We start from the raw sequence: 19,619 nt of genomic DNA, 5'->3' as shown, positions 1-19,619 counted from the left end.
TATAAACCTTGTTAATTAGTTGACTCATAAATTTTCTTTTAGCTTAACGCCTGTAACGTCAGGCTCATCCGTTTCATTAAGCATTGTTTTTTTAAAGCTAGGTATACTCTTAAGCGCAGCTTTAGGTGGGTTGCCTTTTATAAACAGCCAAGGGTAGTAAAACTCCCTTAAACTTTTATGAAATCCTCGCATACGGTATTCATATCTAAATGCAGCTAAAGCATCAGTGCTCGCCAATCGGGTAAAACTGCGTTGTAGCAATAGTGGTGGTGAAAACCACGATACAATCCCTGCTAGTTGATACTTTGTGTGCGCTGCATCACGATAAGCATGCGAAAGTTCCCCTGCTTTTTCGTCTCCAACTTGCTGAAATGCGTAATACCATTTCCACTCAAACTCGCTTTGCATATCAACATGATCTTTCCACTGTGGATTTGACGCTACAAAAGCATCCATTGTGGTTTTCTTTGGTAAGTCCCATGCATCGTTAACCGCCTCACGCTGAGTAAGCACAATGTCGCCGCCCTTTGGTGAGTGAACCGTTTTGTTTATAACTAAATCGCCTAAAATAGGAATAATAAAGGCAACTAACACCCAAAAACCGATTAATGTTGAAGCAACACGCGGCGCACTGTTGGCATTTTTGCCCCACCACACACTGAGCAAAGTCCAAAACGCAATGTAAATTACACATATAAAAGTAACAAACCCCACATCAGCAAGGGCCGAATGACTAAGCAATGTACCTACATAAAATGGCAACATTAAACACACTATTACTGCTATTAACCTTACAGCTATACGCGCCCCCCATAATGCAAAGTACGACTTAGCCGTAGTCACTAATAAGTCATGCCTGGCGCTTGTTCGCTCATTAGCAAATAAATCATGAAATAGTAAAATAACTATCAGCGGTGCTAATGCACTAATTACAAATACAAAATCAATTTTACCTGCCTCCGCTAGCTCTGCGTTTTGTGAATCGCTCTCGTAAATTTGCCCCTCTAGGGCAAGTAAATTTAAGCGGTGTTTCCATGGATAAATATCGCGCTCGCCTAAAGCAGCAAACGCTAAATTTGAAGGTGCTGAATACGTTAAATGAAAGCTGTAATAGGCAAGCGAACCAGCATCACTGTATTTATTTTGTACGTTAGCTAATTCAGTTAAATCAGCCGTTTTTAAACGCTCAATAGTATGTTGTTGCTGGCTTACTTCACTAAGGCCGCTGAAAACTGCAAACCCCGATATAGCAAATGTACATGCTAGTAATATCACTAAATATTTTTGACGAAGTAAAAAACGCCATTCACGAATTAGCTGTGAAAATACATAACTCATAACAAACGCTTCCCTACAAATTTAATACCGCCTAACAGCACTGCAATCCAAATAAATAACTGTAAAAATGCAGGGATACTTCGCTGCGCTCTCACTTGTGCGTTATCTACATTAAAAGTAAAGTTTTGCAGTACTTGCCAATTTTGTGCACTGACACGAGCCTGCTTAGTCGCTTCGGTACTGGCATTGCGGTTCATATCGTCTTGGTAGCTAAGCTTTTCTACATGAACTTTGTTAAGCCCTTGCACAAAGTCAAAACGCAACTGCTCGGTTTCACGCAAAAAGCGGTGATGAGTTTCAATACTCGTTCCTACCACTATCATCGATAACGACCGAATAGCCACCATAGGTGAAACCCAACCAAAATAACGAGATACCTTCGTTTGTTTAAGCTCAGCTTGCATACGTTGCTCGGCAAATTTGTTTAGTACGTTAGTCAATTTTGCTTCAGATTCGCTGGCTACTAATCCTCTAAAATTAACGGGTAGCTCATCTATACTTTTAACGTTGTACTTTTTAAGAAGTGATTGTTTAAATTGCATAAAGGCAGGGTCGTTTGCGTTATGGCCGTCGCCTAATTTTCTAAGTTGTGCTTTTACAGCAAAGTCTGTTTCTATTTTACCGGCAGATGGCACAGCCGTTGAAGCACTGGTACTTGCTACGCGTGGCATAACAATACACAGTAAAATCCACACAAAGGCAAGTGCGGTAAAGCTGCCACTGTTTTTACTAAACACGCTCGATGCCAGTAAAATCAGTAATACCCACACAGTTAAATATAAAGCGTAGCCAACAACAAAACTTACAACTGCCAGTAAGCTTTCGCCCGCAGCAACCGTAAATAAAGCCGATACCGTAAGCGGAGTTAAAATTAAGCCCACAACAGAAAGTAGCGCCAATCCTTTACCTGCAATTAGCGTTACACCCGATGTACCTTGCGATAACAAATAAGAAAGCGTTTGCGATTCGCGCTCTCGGCTAATACCGCTGTAGCCAATTAATATTAATAATAACGGTGCGAGTGTTTGCACAATAAATGCAGGCGTTAAACTGCCTAATTTAGTTAATGCAGTCCCTTGGCGACTATCTGCAAACATTGCGCTGTTTTGTCTGTGCCCTTCTAAAAATATAGAGTTGCCTGTGTAAGCGTCAATACCAGGGTCTAGCGTACTAAGTGGCGAAGGCGTTCTAAATGCATAATGCCCGTAATGCACCATTCTGTGTGGATGGCGGTCGGGTTGATCAACAAAGCTCTTATCGCTTGTTGTTTGTAACTCATGACGAGCATGGCTTAGCTCCATCATGGTAATAGCCGTTACAATTACCGAAGCAAGCGTGAGCACCAAACCTATAGCAAGCACGGTCATTGCTAATTTTGAGCGAAGCCAATAACGCCACTCATCTTTGGCAACAATCACCACCTTTGAAAAGTTATTTATACTCATTAAGCACCTCTTTTAGCGTGATGCCCAAACGCAGCGTGTACTTGCTCGGTATCAATACGCCCACTTTGGGGCGCATCAAACTCTCCCACCAGCTCACCGTTTTTAAGTAAACCAATTCGATTAGCGACTTGGCAGGCACCGTATACATCGTGGGTAACCATTAAAATAGTCGCACCAGTTAATGCAAGCTCACGTACAAGTTGATTAAATTCATCAATAGCAACAGGATCAAGGCCAGAGGTTGGCTCATCAAGTAAAAAAATGGGTGCTTCACGCAGTATCGCAAGTGCAATTGCTGTTTTTTGCCTCATGCCTTTTGAATAAGTTTGCATGTGGCGATCCCATGCATCGTGTTGCAATGCAACTCGATTAAAAGCCGCGTTAATTTGCTCATCTGATTTTTTAATATCAGCGAGTGATAAAAAATATTCAACATTTTCACGAGCAGTTAAATGCGGATATAACGTAGCCGACTCTGGCAAATACGCTGTTTTACCTCGCACAAAATCAAGCGCTTTACTCACCTCTTTACCCGCTACTTTTACAGAGCCTTCGGTTGGTTTATTAAACCCAAGTAGCGTTTTTAACGTGGTTGATTTACCCGCACCATTACCACCAAGTAGCGCATAAACCTCACCTGCAGCCACACTAAAGCTTAAGTTTTTTAAAATAGCGTTATTTTTAATACTAAAATTTAAAGAACTCACTTCAATCATCGCATCACTTAGGACGGCGTCTGCATTGCTAAGTTGTTTATCAAAAGTTTTAGGGGCAATTGTTGGTGTTTTATTAATCGCGGTAGGTGTTGTCACACTCAAACTCTATTTAGGAAAATTAGATGGCGTGTATGTTATACTATATCAAATGCCAATTGCAACAATATAACATCGCAATGATTAACAAATAAGATAATTACGGTTACTTAGTTAATAAATTATTACTTTAGGAGGTAAAAATTAAAGCAACTTTAATTACCCCTTTTATATGGAATTTAGGATGGTGTTATGTGTGCTTATTTACAATTTAACGTAAATTATAAACCAAGCATAAAGAGTGTAATTTTTTTAGCTTTGCCATGCTAACGCCTTTGGTAAAACCTTATGTCGAGTAAGTTGGTAATTTTAAAAAATGTGCTATCTTTTTATTATCCATATCATAAAAATAAGCGCTAACATGTTGTTCCGAGGTACAATTGCCATAGCCATATTGGTAATTTCTGCTGCTAATAAAAGCGATGCAAATGAAGTAGACGTGCAATTTAGTGGTTTTGCATCTTTAACACTCAGTTACACTGACGATTCAGATATCGGCTTTGCATCAAATTATTTAAACGAAAACGATACCGGTTTTTCAGTAACGCGTGATTCAATTTTAGGTGGGCAAGCTAATATCTCGATCTCAAAAAACTGGGACTCTGTGGTTCAAGTAGTAGTACAAGATCATAGCTTCAAAAGTCTTGATAACTTTTTAGAACTCGCTTTTATTCGTTATCGCCCCTCGCGCCATTGGGCTATTCGTGCTGGCAGGCTAAACAGCGATCTTTACTTACTCTCTGAATATCCTTATGTAGGATACGCCTATTTGTGGATCCGCCCTCCTCATGAATACTACTCTTTTGCAAACATTGCAGGAAATTACGACGGTGTGGATATTGAATACAGTAAAGCCATTGATGAAGGTTTTTTACGTTTAAAGCTCGCATATGGAAGCTCTACAGCAAAGTTAAAAGCCGATAATGACGACTTTTTTATTGATTTTGATAATTTAACCACCTTTAGTGTAACCTATTCACTTGACGCATGGACCGCACGTTTCTCTTTATCTAAATCTGATTTTGGTGGCTATAAGTTAACCTCATTAGATGAGTTTTTAGCCTTACTAGACGCAGTACCACAAAGTATATGGCCACAAGCACAAACGATATCTAACAAATTTAATACCAAAGGCCACAGTATAGAATACGCGGCATTTGGACTAACCTACGATCATAATAATTGGCTTATTCAATCTGAAGTAGGTATTTCGGAATCCGATTGGATAATAGCTCCATCAGTACTCAATACTTATATTAGCGCTGGTTATAGGGTAAATAATGCAATATTTTACACGAGCTTTTCTGCAGCCAAAAATCGTCACGATGTTATACAAGTAAACGAACCTGTTTTTTCACCAGGCATACCCGATCAAATTTCAGAGCCAATACAACAGCTAGCATTTGCAACACAAGCTGCTATTAAGGTGCCTTATGTTCATCAGCATTCAATTAACATAGGTGTAAAATGGCAACTATCGGAGCGATTAGCGCTAAAAGCTCAACTAGACCGCTTTGATATAAAGCCCGAAGGTGCGGGTTTATGGAGTCTTAGTAATCCTGCAGATGTAGACAAAGGCCACAAAGTACATATGCTAAGTTTGAACGCTAGTATGGTGTTTTAACAATGATGAGCTATCGTAACTCACTCCTTTATGTGTTGCTGCCGCTTTGCCTGCTTCTTGTTAGTGTTAATGCCAAATCTACAGAGTTTGTAGTGGTGGTAAATAAAAACAATACAATTAACGCTTTATCCAAACGCGAAGTCATCGATATTTATATGGGTCGCTATTTAACGTTTCCTGATGGTGAAACCTCTAAGCCACTTGATTTACCGGCGCAATCTGCATTAAAAAATGATTTTTACCTGCAACTGGTCAACAAAAATGAGCAAAAAATTAATGCTTATTGGGCAAGGTTATTATTTTCAGGGCGCGCAAAGCCCCCATCACCGTCAACATCCGTTGAAGACGCGTTAAACAAAATAGCTGCATCACAATTTGCAATTGGTTATATTCCTCAATCGCAGGTTACAGACGCAGTAAAAGTGGTATACACATTTGATAAAAATTAGCCAAGCACTCTACGTACGCGTTGCTCTATCAATCGCTATTGTCGCCATTGTAGTAACGTTAGTGTCGTCAACACTTTCTTATTACTCGGGTCTTAAAGAAAAGAAAAACACCAATTACCTACTCGTGCAGCAGTTAGCACAAACAATGGGAAAAACAGCCGCTATAGCAGCCTACCTAAACGATCGTGAATTAAGCCAAGAAATTATTAATGGCTTGCTAAGTAACGACTTAGTGCAAGGCGCAAGCTTAGAAGGAGAGGTAAACCCAAAAGGAGAAATGGATTTATTTATTGCAAGTGGCTCTACTAACAAGAAAAAAGAAGCTGTTTTAATTAAATTAGTTCACCCCTTTATAGAAGACACTTTTATAGGTGTACTGGCCATATACCCCGACGATAACTTTATTGAACAACAAGCACAGTCATCACTTATAAAAGAATTTATTTTAATGCTGATTCAATCAATCGTCATCGCTTTTTTTGTGTCACTGGTTGTACGCAAATGGCTCACTCAGCCTATTCAAAACCTAACAGACAGCTTTGCGACAATTGATCCTACCAATCCCGAAACCATGACAATGCTAGAGTTTAAGCAAGGTAAGCGAGACGAAATAAGCAGACTGACGCAAGGTATAAATGCCTTAATGCATGAGTTAAAGCTAACCATTAGTAATGAGCAATCCCTTCGTAAAAAAACTCAAGAACTAGAAGCTAAATTTAGACTTATTTTTGAACAAGCCAGCGCCGGTATTTGTTTATTAGATGACAAAAATATTATCACCACCTTTAATCCCGCGTTTAAACATTACTTTACCGTACCCGGCGAAGAAGAGTTATCAACCTTGCACTTTCCTGCTCTGTTAAATAACGTTGATGAATTACAAAACCTACTTGCAGATATACGTTGTGATAAAAACCCACCACAAGCAACCCTAGATATAGAGTGTAAAGTGGGCCATAAAACCATTTGGCTGCACTGTTTATTTGTTAGATTAACAGAGCAACGTGAAACAAAGCGAAGCGTTCAACAAGAACACTTAGTTGAAGTAATTTTACATGATGTAACTGAGCGCGCCGAACGCGAATTTCAAACCCGCTTTGAAGCCGATCACGACCCACTTACCGATTTACTTAATCGTCGTGCCGGCGAAAAACGACTTAAAAAAGCGCTGCGCGAGTGTATTAAACACAATCAGCACCTAGTACTAATGATGATTGATTTAGATAAGTTTAAACCCATTAACGACACCTACGGCCACGAAGCCGGTGACAAAGTACTTATTGAAACAGCGCACAGATTTAAAACACTTTTCCACGAAAAAAACGACATTTGTATCCGCCTAGGCGGTGACGAATTTATAATTGCGCAACAGGTAAATACCTACCACAAAGCAGCAACGCGTGAACAATCTATTGTTTTGCTTAAAGAGCTACAACAACAGGTTAGTATTTCAAACACTAAAACATGCGCAGTAGGTGCAAGCATAGGTATTGCAGTAGCCCCATATGATGGCAATGAACTACACCAATTAATGCATAACGGTGATAAAACCCTTTATCACGTAAAAGAAACAGGCCGAGGAAAAGTCGCCTTTTATGACGATATAAAAAATTAGATGGCGTGAATGAGTAACTACATAGTAAATGCTATAACGTATTTATGGCTTTCAAATAATCTTTATTATAAAAATAAGCCGCTAACCCAAAATACGAAATAACACCTAAATAAGCAATTGGGAAGTGTGAATATACGCTGAGGTAAATAAGCAATAATATAAAAAACAGACTAATGCTAAAGCAAACCACTGCCAAAAGCCTGCCTAAACAACATATAGATTGGGCTGCAATATTTAAAACAAACAAGGTAATAGCACCAAGTATTACATACACTAAAGTGTTTAAATCTTCCCCATACGCTAAACCATCTTCGGTATAGTACATCATGTAATGAGCGAGCGGAGTCAGTGCTAATAAAGCCCAGAAACCATAACTGCTCCAAGTTGATGAGACAAAATAGTTACTACCAATGTCAGGCGCAGGAAACGATGCTTTATATCTATTTTGATTCATAAGAAGTGACCTTTCATTTAGTATGCTAAGCTAAAATAACTACGCTTATTATTGATTTTTATAATAACAATTACAACTTACCTCATTGACCACAAAAAACCACACTAGTAAAAAGTGATAAACCAGACCCCTAAAACATAGATTTACATCCAAACCTTTAAAGTAAATTGAACAATTAAGTTTTCAATTGATAGAATGCCAACCTATTTTTCTATCAAGAGATACAATGGCAAACTTCAATACTCATCTTAATACTGCCGTAATCATCACCGGCTTAAGTTCAGCCACTTTATTATCTGCAGGCCATATTGATTTAAACGGCGCACTCTGGCTATGGTTTTTAGGCTCAATTGGCGGCTTATTACCCGACATAGATTCAGATAACTCAACATCACTCGATACTATTTTTAACTTATTTGCACTGAGCGCTGTATTACTGGTACTGCATTACATAACCACCGAGCTCATTATTGAAATTAGCTTTATCGAGTTAATCGTAGTGCCATTATTGGTTTACGGATTTATGAAATATATTATTAGACCCATTTTTGAATGGATCACAGTACATAGAGGTAGTTGCCACTCTTTACTATTTATACTGTTATGCGCGCTATTAACGACTCAAGTAACATGGAAACTGAATGACCAATCAACCACACAAGCTGCTGTTTTTGCCTGGTTAACGGGTGGGTTTATTTTATTAGGCGGATTAATTCATTTATTGCTGGATGAAATTTACAGTGTAGATTTAAGTAATGTCAGAATTAAACGCTCTTTTGGCACCGCTTTAAAAATAGCTGACTTTGATAATAAGTTAATTACGCTAGCTTCAATTATTGCCATTGCAGGTTTAATCTATGTTGCGCCCCCTACAGAACAAACTATCACAGCGTTAAGTGATTGGTCTCACTTTATATTTCTATCTTAACAAAGTAGGTTTTAAGCTATTTTACAGCATTGCCCGACTACAATAAGTGGCTTTTACAAAGTCACTTATGTCCATTGCTAGAATACGTGTAAAATGCCCTCTTAGTAATCTAAAAGTTGATTCACTAAGAGGGTGTGAGACCCAGCGTTTTTAGAGGCATAAATGGCTTGAATCACAACGACTTTGCCGATTTAAGTTTTAATTAAAATCCGTAGCTTGAGCCTATTTGTTATTAATTATTACTTTTGTAGGTTTGAGTGAAATAATTAAATAGCTTTACCTGTCTTCTACCCAAGTATGAGAGCTATTACAGCTTTTAAAAGCATAAAATTATAAGAGGTACATAATGGAATTTACGAATAAACGCACCATGCTAATTACGGCATCTTTATTGTTGGTGTTAGCGATAACACAGGCTGTTTTTACTGCCCTTTACAGTGCAGAAATTAGTTTTTCAAGGCAGTATGCATGGGGACTAGAAGCCGTGGTTTTCACTCTACTTGTTGCCTTTGCGGGTTCTGCTATGGTGCAAGCAAAAAACGCTCAGCTAGGATGGTCGGCTATAACATTTAGCGCGATTCTTAACATAGTGCAGGTAAGCATTGGCCTTACTTTGTTTTCAACATTTGGAAAAGTAGCGGGTACCGTAGAAGGCGCACAACCTTTAATTAGTGGCGTGGTTTCGTTGTCATTCATGATTTACTACGCAGCTAAATTATTATTGGGATTAGCAGCAGTTGTTTTTGGCCTGTCTTTTATAGCTAAAGGTGGCAAAGCAATTGGAGGGCTTACTGCCTTAGCTGGTGTGGTTGCTATGTTTGCCAATGCTATATTAATCATCTTTGGCCGTGATGGATTTATGCCATCAGGTGTTGCTGGTGCTTCGGGCATGATTGCAACGTTACTTTTAGCAATATGTTTAATAAGCCTTAACCGTAAACAAGACTAAGGCTAAATACCATATTAATAAGGTAGTTACTTAAATAAGTTATAAACATCGGCGTGTATTAGAGATGCTAATTCGCCGATGTTTTACGTTTAAAGTGACGCCCACTTTCAACTTAAAACGTTCGACTACCGCATCCCAAGTTAATGCCCTCTTCTTAATCTAAAGGCTAATTCACATATACGACTAAACTAGACAGCCACTTTAATTGAACAAACAAAACTATACCAAAAAATTCGCTCTTCAAGTTCATACGACTAAACTAGACAGCCACTTTAATTGAACAAACAAAACTATACCAAAAAATTCGCTCTTCAAGTTCAAAATTTATCTTTTATGACTGGGTCACTTTATTTCATCCGTTAAATAAGTAATTAGCCCAAGACAAAACTAGACAGCCACTTTAATTGAACAAACAAAACTATGCCAAAAAATTCGCTATTCAGATTAAGAATTTATCTTTTATAACTTGGTCACTTTATTTCATCCGTTAAATGAGTAATTAGCCCTATTAAACGTAAATTACACGCATGAAAATAACTGCATAATGCAGTTGTGATTTATTACTGAATAGTTTTACTGATTAGCTTAAGTTTTATGCGAGTAGCTTTTCGCAGTTGCTAATATTTGATCGCCGTTTCCGCTTTAAATTTTCACAGTAACTTGCTTGTGAAGTGGGCCTACCTACTGCACCATGGAATACGCGCGTAAATTGTGTGGTGAGTTTTAACCAGTTTTCGGGGGATATATTAAGTCTTTCTAGCAAAGGAAGGTTCATATTATCAATGTGCCCGCGTTTATCCTCTCGTATTATTCGCCCTGTTAACTCAACAAGTTCAAGGTACGATTTAAGCTCAAACGGCAGCCCTTTAGGCATAATCTGACGAGGCATACCAGCAAAACGTAGTAACTGTTTTGGTTGTTTACCTTCTGCCGCGCATGTTAAGCGACTTTGTACACTGGTATGGTCTGATTCTTCTGGTGTGTTAGCCATTTTAGCTCTAATGGGATTTAAATCGACATAGGCCATACAGGCTGCAAGTGCTGCTTCATCTAGTAATGCTTGCGATTTAAATCTGCCTTCCCAGAATCGTCCTGTGCAGTTATCTTCTTTGTTTGCTCTACGCGCAATATCTTCATTTAATAACCGCATAAACCAGCTGATACTTGCTAGGCGTTCGCGGTATTGTTTAACCGTTTGATTGAAAAAGATGAGTTCAACTTTACTTAGCTTTTCACCTTGTGCATATTTTTGCGTAAGTACGGTGCCTTTACAGAGTTTATGCCAGCGAATAACAATCGCTTTATCATTCAGCCTGTTTGCTTTCTTATCATCTACATACAGTACTAAATGGGTGTGATTACTCATTACGGCATAAGCAGCTACGTCAATACAAAACACTTTTGTTAACACAAGTAGTTTGTCTTCAACCCAGCCTCTACGATGCTCGTAAGATTGACCAGTAAAACGGTCTTCACCACACAAAAATGCACGACGAACACAGCGTGAAATACAGTGATAGTATTTTGTATCAACCAAACTTATTTGACGCTTTCTTGCAATTGCCATAAGACACCCTGCTCTTTTTTTAAACTAATTAAAACGTAGTCCTTAATTTTTAAAAGAGCAAAATTTAGAATGGGTGTCATTGTTAATCTGCGATTTAAGCTCAAACGGCAGCCCTTTAGGCATAATCTGACGTGGTATGCCTGCAAAACGGAGTAACTGTTTAGGCTGTTTACCTTCTGCCGCACATGTTAAGCGCTTTTGTACGCTGGTATGGTCTGACTCTTCTGGCGTTTTAGCCATCTTGGCTCTAATGGGGTTTAAATCGACATAGGCCATACAGGCGGCAAGTGCTGCTTCATCTAGTAATGCTTGCGATGTGAATCTGCCTTCCCAGAATCTACCCGTGCAGTTATCTTCTTTATTTGCTCTGCGCGCAATATCTTCATTTAGTAACCGCATAAACCAGCTGATACTTGCTAAGCGTTCGCGGTATTGTTTAACCGTTTGATTGAAAAAGATGAGTTCAACTTTACTTAGCTTTTCACCTTGTACATATTTTTGCGTTAACGATGTGCCTTTACAGAGTTTATGCCAGCGAATAACAATCGCTTTATCATTCAGCCTGTTTGCTTTCTTATCATCTACATACAGTACTAAATGGGTGTGATTACTCATTACGGCATAAGCACATACATCAATACAAAATACCTTCGCTAATTCAAGCAGCTTATCTTCAACCCACCCTCGTCGATGCTCATAAGATTGACCAGTAAAACGGTCTTCCCCACATAAAAATGCACGACGAACACACCGTGAAATACAATGGTAGTATTTTGTATCAACCAAACTTACTTGACGCTTTCTTGCAATTGCCATAAGACACCCTGCTCGTTTTTTGCACTAAATAAAGGCTAGCCTCTAACTTCGAAAAGTGCAAAATTTAGAATGGGTGTCTTGTTAATTCCCCTTCCCCTATTAACCCGTTAAGACTTCCACTGTTCTGTAAACTTTTCAAAATCTAGATCAATCCACTCACTTTTCCAAAGTTTCAAGTAAGGAATATCAGAAGATGAAGGCGGCAGCTCAGTCTTATCAATCTTAACAAGAGAAGGTAAAATTGCAGCATCCCCCATAAGTAACGCCTCACCTGTTTGAAGTGATGACAAGTTAGAGGTTAAATTCCCAAAAGTATCGGGTAAAATTCTTCGAACATAATTCTGGTCATCAGGGTTAGTTAAACGCATTGCAACGAAGTTACTGCATTGAGAGAAAATGGTTTCTGATATTTCGGACGGCCTTTGACTTGCTAATAGAAGGGTTACTCCATATTTACGCCCCTCTTTTGCAATTCTTTCTATTGAGTTTTTTGAAGCTTTGAATCTTGCTAAATCACTTTTAGGTACATACTTATGTGCCTCTTCAAGAACAAGCAAGATTGGAATATCATGTTCTTTCTTTTCTTTAGTACTAGCATACCTTTTATAGTTATAACCAAAGTCAAATAGTATTCTTGAAATCAGAGACACTGTAATACTTAGTACCTCAAATGGAATTCCGCTTAAGTCGATAATTGTTACGTTGGATTCCACCTCTTTTTTATAGCCAAGAAATTGCCTTATTGTCTCTTCGAATGAAATATTTTTAGACTCTGTTCCAAAGAGAAACTTTAGACGATCTTGCTTATACTTTGAGGTAAACCTCGATACAAATTTATCTAGGGTACCATCAGCATAATCACCTTTCGTTACATTAGAGTTTTTAGTTGGCCTAAATTCGTATAATTTTGAAAAGTACATATCAAGCTTGTCTTCGTTGGACAAGTAAATACCAGATTCTGCTGTAGTTGAACTATTATCTGCATCTCCTTCCTCACCCGCAATCATATAGCGATCTACAGCTTTTGAATTCTTTGTTTCACTTTTAAGGTTAATGAGGCAATTTAAAACTTCTTCGATATCAAACTTTAGTGGACTATCGTAAAATATTCTCTCAACATCTGGGTTATGTTTCTTTTTATTTTGAGTGATAACACTCCTCAATACTGAAGATTGGTTGTAATTATTATTATCACCAGAATCAAGAAATAGTTCTTCCAACTCTTCACTATTTAGAAGCCAATAAGGTAAAACTATATCATCTACACTCAATTTATTAGATGATGGGAACGCTGATGGATATTCATCATGTATATCAAATATTATTACATGAGAATTGTTTAACCCCTCATATTGATTACTTTTTTGTGAAACAGCTTTTTGAAGAATTGTGGCAATAGTATGAGACTTTCCTGAACCAGTAGAACCGACAATTCCAATATGCTTGTTAAAAAATTTATCTCCATCAACGGGAACACGAACACCACCGTTATGTGATAGTTGAGAAAAATCAAACTTTTCTTTATCCGCTAAACCATAAGCATATATTTTTTCAATTTCACTTATTTTTGCAGGTTCAACTTTTTTAGGAGGAATTGCAATAGAATCTCCACCACGAGAAAAGACTTCATCTTTGATTACTCCTAGAGGACTAGCTTCGATGATATATTTTCTATCTCCGGTTTCTTTTACTTCAATAGAAAAACTATCAATGACAGCTATTAATACAACATCATCACAATCTGCAATTCTGAGGTATGAGCCAACTTTGAGATGTTCTTCTGCCAAGCGAAATGAATCTAGATCATCAATGGAGACTTTTACTCTGTCTGGGTAAACCGAAATTACTTCGGCATTTATTGATTCGGTCATTTAGTTAAATCCTTTACGTAACTGATATCTTCAATTTTAATCTTTATGTGTTTATTCTGATCGTTAGAAAAATATACCCCTTCCTTATAGAACTGGTATATCTCAACTATAGAATCTGCCTCTTTAATCAATACTTTTAAATCTTCAATCGTGTCAACGAATTTGAACTTCACTTTGTTTTCAAGAGAAGGAGCTGAATTAAAATGCTTTGAAGATAATTTTGAATCTTTAAACGGGTACGCATCTTTAAAAATAATCCCAGAAGAGTATATTTGACTTTTAAGTTCAACACGTTTTTCTGGGGCTAAGCCATTGAGGTAAATTGATGGACAAAAACATGGGTTTTGCCTTTTTGAAATTTTTGCCCATTTATTTGCCAAAAGAAGGATAGCTTCTTTGAGATCCACTAGGTTTTCATAAGGGCTACAATCGATTAAAAAAAATCGGCTAAATGCTTCCATATTAAGGCCGCTTAACAAATATTCTTTTTTTACTGACTTTATATATGTAGTACGCCCTTTTCTTTTAATAAACCATGCGTCAAAAATTTCATCTTTAACAGCTATGAGTTTTAGAAATCCTCTTTTTGACAAATACCTCTTATCCCTGTTTTGTTCCATCGATAATTTTTGTATAACTTTCAGTGCAGAATTATAATGATAAAACTCCGCTTCAGATTCTGAAACATTTAATGTTTTAGCTATTTTCTCGATTATTAACTTATACTGATTTTCTATAGATGGCGCGTGAATATCTAACGTTAATATATCTAAAAACTCTTCTAGATCATTATCCGTAAGATTAAGCTCTTCATGAATACAATGAATAACCTTTTGTTTTTTACCACAATCACCTTTTTCAGTTTTACTATAAGTTAAGAAATTACTCTTGAGGCTTGCACATGACAACGAGTGTAATTTTTCATGTCCTGATTCATAATGACCATATAAATGATACTTAACATCGCTATCGCGGTTGTCTGCAAAATGACGAAGCATGAGTGTTATCGGTTTTTTTATAACAGAATGATTATATTCAGTTTTTGCGTAATACTTACATTGAATTGCACTAGTTTCATCTGCAGTAACAATGTCAATGTCTTCGATTCCTTCAATACAAACTAATGCATCAGATTGCTCCTGCTGTAAAAGCTCGAGAATAGTTTTATCGAATTGATAAAAATACCCGGTAATTGTATCAATTGCTTCTCTAGTAGACATGAATGCTTATCCTTGCAAAAGGCTTTTAACGCCATACTAATGGGCGCTAAATACCTGACTAAAATTAGCTAAAATTAACGACGAAGGAGCACAAGCCAAGCGTTTTACGTCCTTTTCAGCAACTTGTAGCTTTACTGGTACGACCCAAGGACACCGTCTAAGTATCCTTGAGCAAATGCAGCCTGCACACTCCTATGCCTGACACTGCCCGCTTGACTATCTGGTAATGTCGAATAATCGATATTTACAGAATGAGATCTTGATTGACCTTGTAAATATCCTAGGTCATATGCACAACCGGCACACTTATGTCGTCCGTTGAATTTACTTTGATCATGAGGAAAGCGCTCAAAGTCAGGATTATATCTATGTTGATTTTGACAGGTCATATTTTTTTCCACTGTTAATGATTTCTGGGGAAGCCCTAAAGCTAACAGCTAATTGAGAGAACCACTTTCGGTGGTTATAACACCCCAAAACGGCGTATATTACGTTGTTCGATAATTACACCAAACAACTCTTTTATAAACAGGCAATTATAATTGCTATTCAGTAACCTTTGTTATTTAACCCCAAAACGACTTTTAATAATGTTATGGGACAAATTGTAAATAGCTGTATTTATACACAGCTATTAGTTAATTCTATTTTTATTTAAAGCTTTATAGCCCTAGCCTTTAAAACCGTGAATCGTTCTCGCAAGGTTTTCCATCGCCGTCACCATCCATTTTTGTATTCGGGCAATTATTAATAAAAAACACAGCCTCTTCACGTGAGCGCATTTCAGTACAATATTGCCTACCATCACACGTAAAATTTTGCGTGCTTTTTGGAATAACGATTTTTGGGTATTGTTTATCAAAGGTGGCTAAATCGGCATTGGTGATGACGGGGGTTTGGCTGCTTGAGTGAGCGTTGTATTTAGTAAACGCATATAAACAAAGCACAGTAAGACCAATTGAAGCAACTTTGCCTAAAAAGCTACTGGCAAAATTAGATTTGGCAATGCGATGCGGCTGTTGATTGTGTTTTTGGTAAGGTGCTTTAAGCTCTGCAACGCCTTCTATACGACAGTTAACTGCTTTGGTTTTACCGTCGGGCTGGGTTGCTACTTCAAAATAAATAGTGTCGCCAACTTTTGGCTTGCGGCTCATGTGTTTGAGCGCTGATATGTGTATAAACGTGTCGTGTTCTAGGATGTCTGATTTAATAAAACCAAAACCTTTGTCTGTTTTCCACGACTTTAACAATCCTTTGTGCATATGTGTGCCTTAATAACCTGTAATGCTTAAACTGCGTTTTACGCTAGTTTCATTTAGTTAAAATTTGTTATTATACGTCCCTAAATTAAAACCATGCAACTAAATATTCATGTTAGGTTAATTTAGGCACTCAAAAAAGCTGCTTAATACTTAAACTCGTATGTTAAATGTCTAACTATTTTGCTATAGAAAAAATTATATAATTTTATGGATTACTAGAGTTTAAAAAGAAGCCAAGAGCTAGAGCTTTTGGCTTCTTTTAGGTTAAGACTGGATATAGATTAATTTTTGTTACATCTTGGACAAGGAGGAATAACGGTACCGTCTCTTACAAATGTACTACCTAGGTTTAGACTTGCTACGTAATTACCATCGTATACTGTAGCTTGAACAGAGTAGAGGCCAGCACCTGCATGAGGTAAAATAGATATCTGCTTTATTGAAGATAATTCACTTACATTTATGGATTTGCTGGTAGTTGTATTGAAGTTATCGCTAGTTATATTGACTTGAACTCTTACTAATTTGTTTTGATTTTTTGCTGCTTCTGAGTATTTATCCACTTTATAGTTTGTATTAACTACTATTTGGCCATTACTAGCATTGTATGATGTATCTCCTGAAATTATTTGAGGGGGCTTTTGAACCCACACACTTTCAGCTGAACACATCCCGTTTGCTCTATTAACCCACACTAAACCAGCTCCGTATGATTTACTAAAGCTCATATTTCTGTATGCATTTGCTTCAATACTAGATTTGTCAGTTCCTACATATCCAAATTCTGAATTGTTGAACCTGATATTAGCGAATGTATCAAACAAATTAGCTTTAACTCTGAAACTTTGGTTTTGAAGTACAAACTTAGGGCTTTCAATTCTCACATAATCGTAAGAATCAATAATCTCTTTTAAGCTTTCAACTAATTGTTTCCAAGAATTTAATTCTGCTTGATCATAATTTCTATCGTTATCATTATAAATATCATAACCGGCTTCCACGCCATTACCAATATCATCAGATGTTAATTCGAAGCTTTCAGCTCTACCATAGGTACAATTGTCGGGTAAATCAAAGACCCCTGCATTAGAAGATACGCTATATAATGATGAAAGTATAAATATAGAGGGTAGTAATTTTTTCTTACTTAACATGAGTAATTCCGTTTATAATTAATACAAAGAGACTTATAAAATACACGAAATGGGAACATACGAAACAAATAATTAACAAGAACCTTGTAACAAAATATTTCTAAAAGTATTAGCTATAATCTATTTAGATGTAACAATTATTAAGAACGTCAACTTTTACACAAGTCTTTTCACCTTATGAATTAACTTAAGCATGTTATGCATTGAAATTTATAATTTGCGGCCAAATGTCCTTTAATTTACATCAACCATTACGCACTCACCCACCAGCTTAACAGCTTGTTTACACTAGGTTTTGTCATTAGTTATTTCTATCTGAATGAAGCTTTTTTAGTACGATTTTTCATTCGTTATTTACTTAATTTATCTATACAATCCACACCTTATTTTTACGCACGTATTTCAAGTGATTATCTCATGCTATTAACGATTGTTTATATTATTGGTATTACAGCAGAAGCCATGACCGGCGCACTTAGCGCAGGACGAATGAAAATGGATTGGTTTGGCGTAGTGCTGGTAGCCAGTGCGACCGCAATTGGCGGTGGCAGCGTACGAGATATATTACTTGGCAATTACCCGCTTACGTGGGTTCAGCACCCTGAGTATTTATTAATTACCTGTATTGCCGGTATTGTTACTACCTGGCTTGCTAAATGGGTGGTTAAATTTAAAGGCATATTTATGCGCTTAGACGCCCTGGGTTTAGCTGCATTTAGTATTATTGGCTGCCAAGTGGGGCTTAATATGGGCTTGCACTATGGTATTTGTGTTGTGGCAGCCATTGTTACTGGCGTATTTGGTGGCTTATTGCGTGATTTAATATGTCGTCAAGCACCGTTGGTATTGCACAACGAGCTGTATGCTAGCGTGGCGTTAATTGTAGCGTGCTTATATTTAGCGCTGCACCATTACAATATTGACGACAACATAAGCATAATTGTAAGCCTAGTTGCGGGATACTTAATACGTATGGCATCAATACGCTTTAAATGGCGCTTACCTACGTTTAGTTTATTAGAACCGGCTAAATAGTTAAAATAGTTATATAAGACAGGCTTGAATCTGCTAGGCAATAAAGCCTGTCTTCTCTTTAATGATCTTTATTACTCTTTAATGATCTTACTATTTAGTACTCACACTACATCGCTTAACGCGGTTTTAGAGCCGCTGTTATTGTGCGCCATTACGCTAAAGCTGCCGTCTGTTTCGAGCACAACTGCGGCGACCTCTTCTATTGCAATAATACCTGCACCTCGCACAGCGGCGCGAATTTCTGATTTTGTTACCCGTTGTGATTTAAGGGCTGAATCACAATACTCGCCATTACTTAACAATAACGTGGGGTTTGCTTTTACAAGCGCTGCAAATTTTGACGAGCGCACACTAAACCAGGTAATAGCGTATTGCAGCCCTATTAATACTACAAAGGCAAGTATGCCCTCAGCTAACGGAACACTTTTTGAAATAATAACAGACGCTAATATAGAGCCCAGCGCAATGGTGACTATAAAGTCGAACACGTTCCACTTTGAAAGCGTACGTTTACCCGATACACGCAGCCAAAACACCAGTGCAATATAACCCAGTACGCCTATTGTAAGTACACGTAATAACCCCTGAATATCATCGTAAAACATAATGGCTCCTTTTTTGTAAGTGCTCGTTATTTACTTACACTTTTTAATCTAATTAATTGCTTAATACCTAAAAACGTACCAAGTGGAATAAATAAAATCCACAGGTAGGCATAAAATTTTGAAATATTTATAAACATGGCTGAGCTGTTTATGTTTTTATTTAACCTACTATTTAGCACGTACGTATTTATAAAAAGCCCAATTAAAGCAGGGATAATTTGTATAAGTGATACAACAATGGCTGATGAAATATGTCCCGCGATTAACTTAGGATCGCCACCAGCAAATACTGTATACGCATTATAAAACCCACTAAAAAAACTCGTGAGTGCGAGTAATAAAAAAGCCTGTAATATTAGACTTAGTAAAGGTAAAAGTGTTTTCAAAAAAACGCCCTAGTTTGTGTTAATAATATGCACAAGAGATGTTTAACAGCCCATTAGTTTTAATTATACGCTTTGCAAATACTGTGCTA

At 37.4% G+C, this 19,619-nt stretch carries 17 protein-coding genes and 1 pseudogene; 6 read left to right on the top strand and 12 right to left on the bottom strand.

Features of this window, described 5'->3' with window-relative positions; translation table 11 throughout:
* Window positions 1-24: 24 nt before the first annotated feature.
* The 3 genes from I6F50_RS01640 to I6F50_RS01630 are packed head-to-tail and all read right to left on the bottom strand — an operon-like array spanning window position 25 to window position 3,595.
* Window positions 25-1,338 carry a DUF3526 domain-containing protein gene (locus I6F50_RS01640; protein ID WP_165728651.1) on the bottom strand — a complete coding sequence of 438 codons (1,314 nt, stop codon included), beginning with the start codon at window positions 1,336-1,338 and terminating at the stop codon, window positions 25-27.
* Entirely contained in the window at window positions 1,335-2,783 is a 1,449-nt protein-coding gene (locus I6F50_RS01635; RefSeq protein WP_197175169.1) for a DUF3526 domain-containing protein, read from the bottom strand. Before I6F50_RS01635 ends, I6F50_RS01640 begins: the two co-directional genes overlap by 4 nt.
* Entirely contained in the window at window positions 2,783-3,595 is an 813-nt protein-coding gene (locus tag I6F50_RS01630) for an ABC transporter ATP-binding protein (RefSeq protein WP_197119837.1), read from the bottom strand. The genes I6F50_RS01635 and I6F50_RS01630 overlap by 1 nt, the downstream gene beginning before the upstream one ends.
* Before the next feature lie 361 nt (window positions 3,596-3,956).
* Here I6F50_RS01630 and I6F50_RS01625 point away from each other — a divergent pair, with 361 nt between their 5' ends.
* The 3 genes from I6F50_RS01625 to I6F50_RS01615 are packed head-to-tail and all read left to right on the top strand — an operon-like array spanning window position 3,957 to window position 7,283.
* Entirely contained in the window at window positions 3,957-5,219 is a 1,263-nt protein-coding gene (locus tag I6F50_RS01625) for a hypothetical protein (protein WP_197175167.1), read from the top strand.
* Between the two features lie 2 nt (window positions 5,220-5,221).
* A complete protein-coding gene (locus I6F50_RS01620) occupies window positions 5,222-5,668 on the top strand; it encodes a hypothetical protein (protein ID WP_165728654.1) in 447 nt (148 codons plus the stop codon).
* Window positions 5,655-7,283 (top strand): sensor domain-containing diguanylate cyclase, encoded by a 1,629-nt coding sequence (locus I6F50_RS01615; RefSeq protein ID WP_197140652.1) that lies wholly within the window; start codon window positions 5,655-5,657, stop codon window positions 7,281-7,283. The genes I6F50_RS01620 and I6F50_RS01615 overlap by 14 nt, the downstream gene beginning before the upstream one ends.
* Window positions 7,284-7,314: 31 nt before the next feature.
* On the opposite strand, the gene I6F50_RS01610 is transcribed toward I6F50_RS01615, so the two are convergent.
* Complete coding sequence (locus I6F50_RS01610) at window positions 7,315-7,737, bottom strand: hypothetical protein (RefSeq protein ID WP_165728656.1); 423 nt, start codon at window positions 7,735-7,737, stop codon at window positions 7,315-7,317.
* A 226-nt stretch (window positions 7,738-7,963) separates the two neighbouring features.
* Between I6F50_RS01610 and I6F50_RS01605 the strand changes: the two genes are divergently transcribed.
* The gene (locus I6F50_RS01605; RefSeq protein ID WP_165728657.1) at window positions 7,964-8,665 is read left to right on the top strand and encodes a metal-dependent hydrolase; all 702 of its coding nucleotides are present in this window, start codon (window positions 7,964-7,966) and stop codon (window positions 8,663-8,665) included.
* Between the two features lie 346 nt (window positions 8,666-9,011).
* A complete protein-coding gene (locus I6F50_RS01600; RefSeq protein WP_197159419.1) occupies window positions 9,012-9,614 on the top strand; it encodes a thiamine biosynthesis protein ThiC in 603 nt (200 codons plus the stop codon).
* Between the two features lie 592 nt (window positions 9,615-10,206).
* Here I6F50_RS01600 and I6F50_RS01595 read toward each other — a convergent pair.
* From I6F50_RS01595 to I6F50_RS01570, 6 genes and pseudogenes are all read right to left on the bottom strand, one after another.
* Window positions 10,207-11,181 carry a transposase gene (locus I6F50_RS01595; protein WP_197175166.1) on the bottom strand — a complete coding sequence of 325 codons (975 nt, stop codon included), beginning with the start codon at window positions 11,179-11,181 and terminating at the stop codon, window positions 10,207-10,209.
* A 90-nt stretch (window positions 11,182-11,271) separates the two neighbouring features.
* Window positions 11,272-11,997: pseudogene (locus I6F50_RS01590) on the bottom strand (transposase); the annotation flags it as partial.
* Between the two features lie 107 nt (window positions 11,998-12,104).
* Window positions 12,105-13,868, bottom strand: coding sequence for an anti-phage-associated helicase HerA (gene herA, locus I6F50_RS01585; protein WP_197175165.1), 1,764 nt, complete (start codon window positions 13,866-13,868; stop codon window positions 12,105-12,107).
* Window positions 13,865-15,088: a DUF4297 family anti-phage-associated protein gene (locus I6F50_RS01580; protein ID WP_197175164.1), complete on the bottom strand. Its 1,224-nt coding sequence runs from the start codon at window positions 15,086-15,088 to the stop codon at window positions 13,865-13,867. The genes herA and I6F50_RS01580 overlap by 4 nt, the downstream gene beginning before the upstream one ends.
* A gap of 677 nt (window positions 15,089-15,765) precedes the next feature.
* Window positions 15,766-16,350, bottom strand: a complete 585-nt coding sequence (locus tag I6F50_RS01575) for an excalibur calcium-binding domain-containing protein (protein WP_197175163.1) — start codon at window positions 16,348-16,350, stop codon at window positions 15,766-15,768.
* A 281-nt stretch (window positions 16,351-16,631) separates the two neighbouring features.
* On the bottom strand, window positions 16,632-17,504 hold the full coding sequence (locus I6F50_RS01570) for a hypothetical protein (protein ID WP_197175162.1): 873 nt from the start codon (window positions 17,502-17,504) through the stop codon (window positions 16,632-16,634).
* 417 nt (window positions 17,505-17,921) lie between these two features.
* On the opposite strand from I6F50_RS01570, the gene I6F50_RS01565 reads away from it, so the two are divergent.
* Window positions 17,922-18,539: a trimeric intracellular cation channel family protein gene (locus tag I6F50_RS01565; protein ID WP_165728663.1), complete on the top strand. Its 618-nt coding sequence runs from the start codon at window positions 17,922-17,924 to the stop codon at window positions 18,537-18,539.
* A gap of 101 nt (window positions 18,540-18,640) precedes the next feature.
* On the opposite strand, the gene I6F50_RS01560 is transcribed toward I6F50_RS01565, so the two are convergent.
* On the bottom strand, window positions 18,641-19,144 hold the full coding sequence (locus tag I6F50_RS01560; protein ID WP_197175161.1) for a DUF421 domain-containing protein: 504 nt from the start codon (window positions 19,142-19,144) through the stop codon (window positions 18,641-18,643).
* Between the two features lie 26 nt (window positions 19,145-19,170).
* Complete coding sequence (locus I6F50_RS01555) at window positions 19,171-19,530, bottom strand: hypothetical protein (protein ID WP_101216649.1); 360 nt, start codon at window positions 19,528-19,530, stop codon at window positions 19,171-19,173.
* Window positions 19,531-19,619: the final 89 nt, after the last annotated feature.

This window comes from Pseudoalteromonas sp. NZS127_1 (genome assembly GCF_015864295.1).
Lineage (GTDB): Bacteria > Pseudomonadota > Gammaproteobacteria > Enterobacterales > Alteromonadaceae > Pseudoalteromonas > Pseudoalteromonas arctica.
Note: the sequence above shows the minus strand (reverse complement) of the source record. Positions and strands in the feature narration are given on the sequence as shown.

Bases quoted from the DNA above. Each gene is read 5' to 3' on its own strand.
- I6F50_RS01640 (WP_165728651.1), bottom strand. From the start codon at position 1,338: ATGAGTTATGTATTTTCACAGCTAATTCGTGAATGGCGTTTTTTACTT.
- I6F50_RS01635 (WP_197175169.1), bottom strand. From the start codon at position 2,783: ATGAGTATAAATAACTTTTCAAAGGTGGTGATTGTTGCCAAAGATGAG.
- I6F50_RS01625 (WP_197175167.1), top strand. From the start codon at position 3,957: ATGTTGTTCCGAGGTACAATTGCCATAGCCATATTGGTAATTTCTGCT.
- I6F50_RS01620 (WP_165728654.1), top strand. From the start codon at position 5,222: ATGATGAGCTATCGTAACTCACTCCTTTATGTGTTGCTGCCGCTTTGC.
- I6F50_RS01610 (WP_165728656.1), bottom strand. From the start codon at position 7,737: ATGAATCAAAATAGATATAAAGCATCGTTTCCTGCGCCTGACATTGGT.
- I6F50_RS01605 (WP_165728657.1), top strand. From the start codon at position 7,964: ATGGCAAACTTCAATACTCATCTTAATACTGCCGTAATCATCACCGGC.
- I6F50_RS01600 (WP_197159419.1), top strand. From the start codon at position 9,012: ATGGAATTTACGAATAAACGCACCATGCTAATTACGGCATCTTTATTG.
- I6F50_RS01595 (WP_197175166.1), bottom strand. From the start codon at position 11,181: ATGGCAATTGCAAGAAAGCGTCAAATAAGTTTGGTTGATACAAAATAC.
- herA (WP_197175165.1), bottom strand. From the start codon at position 13,868: ATGACCGAATCAATAAATGCCGAAGTAATTTCGGTTTACCCAGACAGA.
- I6F50_RS01580 (WP_197175164.1), bottom strand. From the start codon at position 15,088: ATGTCTACTAGAGAAGCAATTGATACAATTACCGGGTATTTTTATCAA.
- I6F50_RS01575 (WP_197175163.1), bottom strand. From the start codon at position 16,350: ATGCACAAAGGATTGTTAAAGTCGTGGAAAACAGACAAAGGTTTTGGT.
- I6F50_RS01570 (WP_197175162.1), bottom strand. From the start codon at position 17,504: ATGTTAAGTAAGAAAAAATTACTACCCTCTATATTTATACTTTCATCA.
- I6F50_RS01565 (WP_165728663.1), top strand. From the start codon at position 17,922: ATGCTATTAACGATTGTTTATATTATTGGTATTACAGCAGAAGCCATG.
- I6F50_RS01560 (WP_197175161.1), bottom strand. From the start codon at position 19,144: ATGTTTTACGATGATATTCAGGGGTTATTACGTGTACTTACAATAGGC.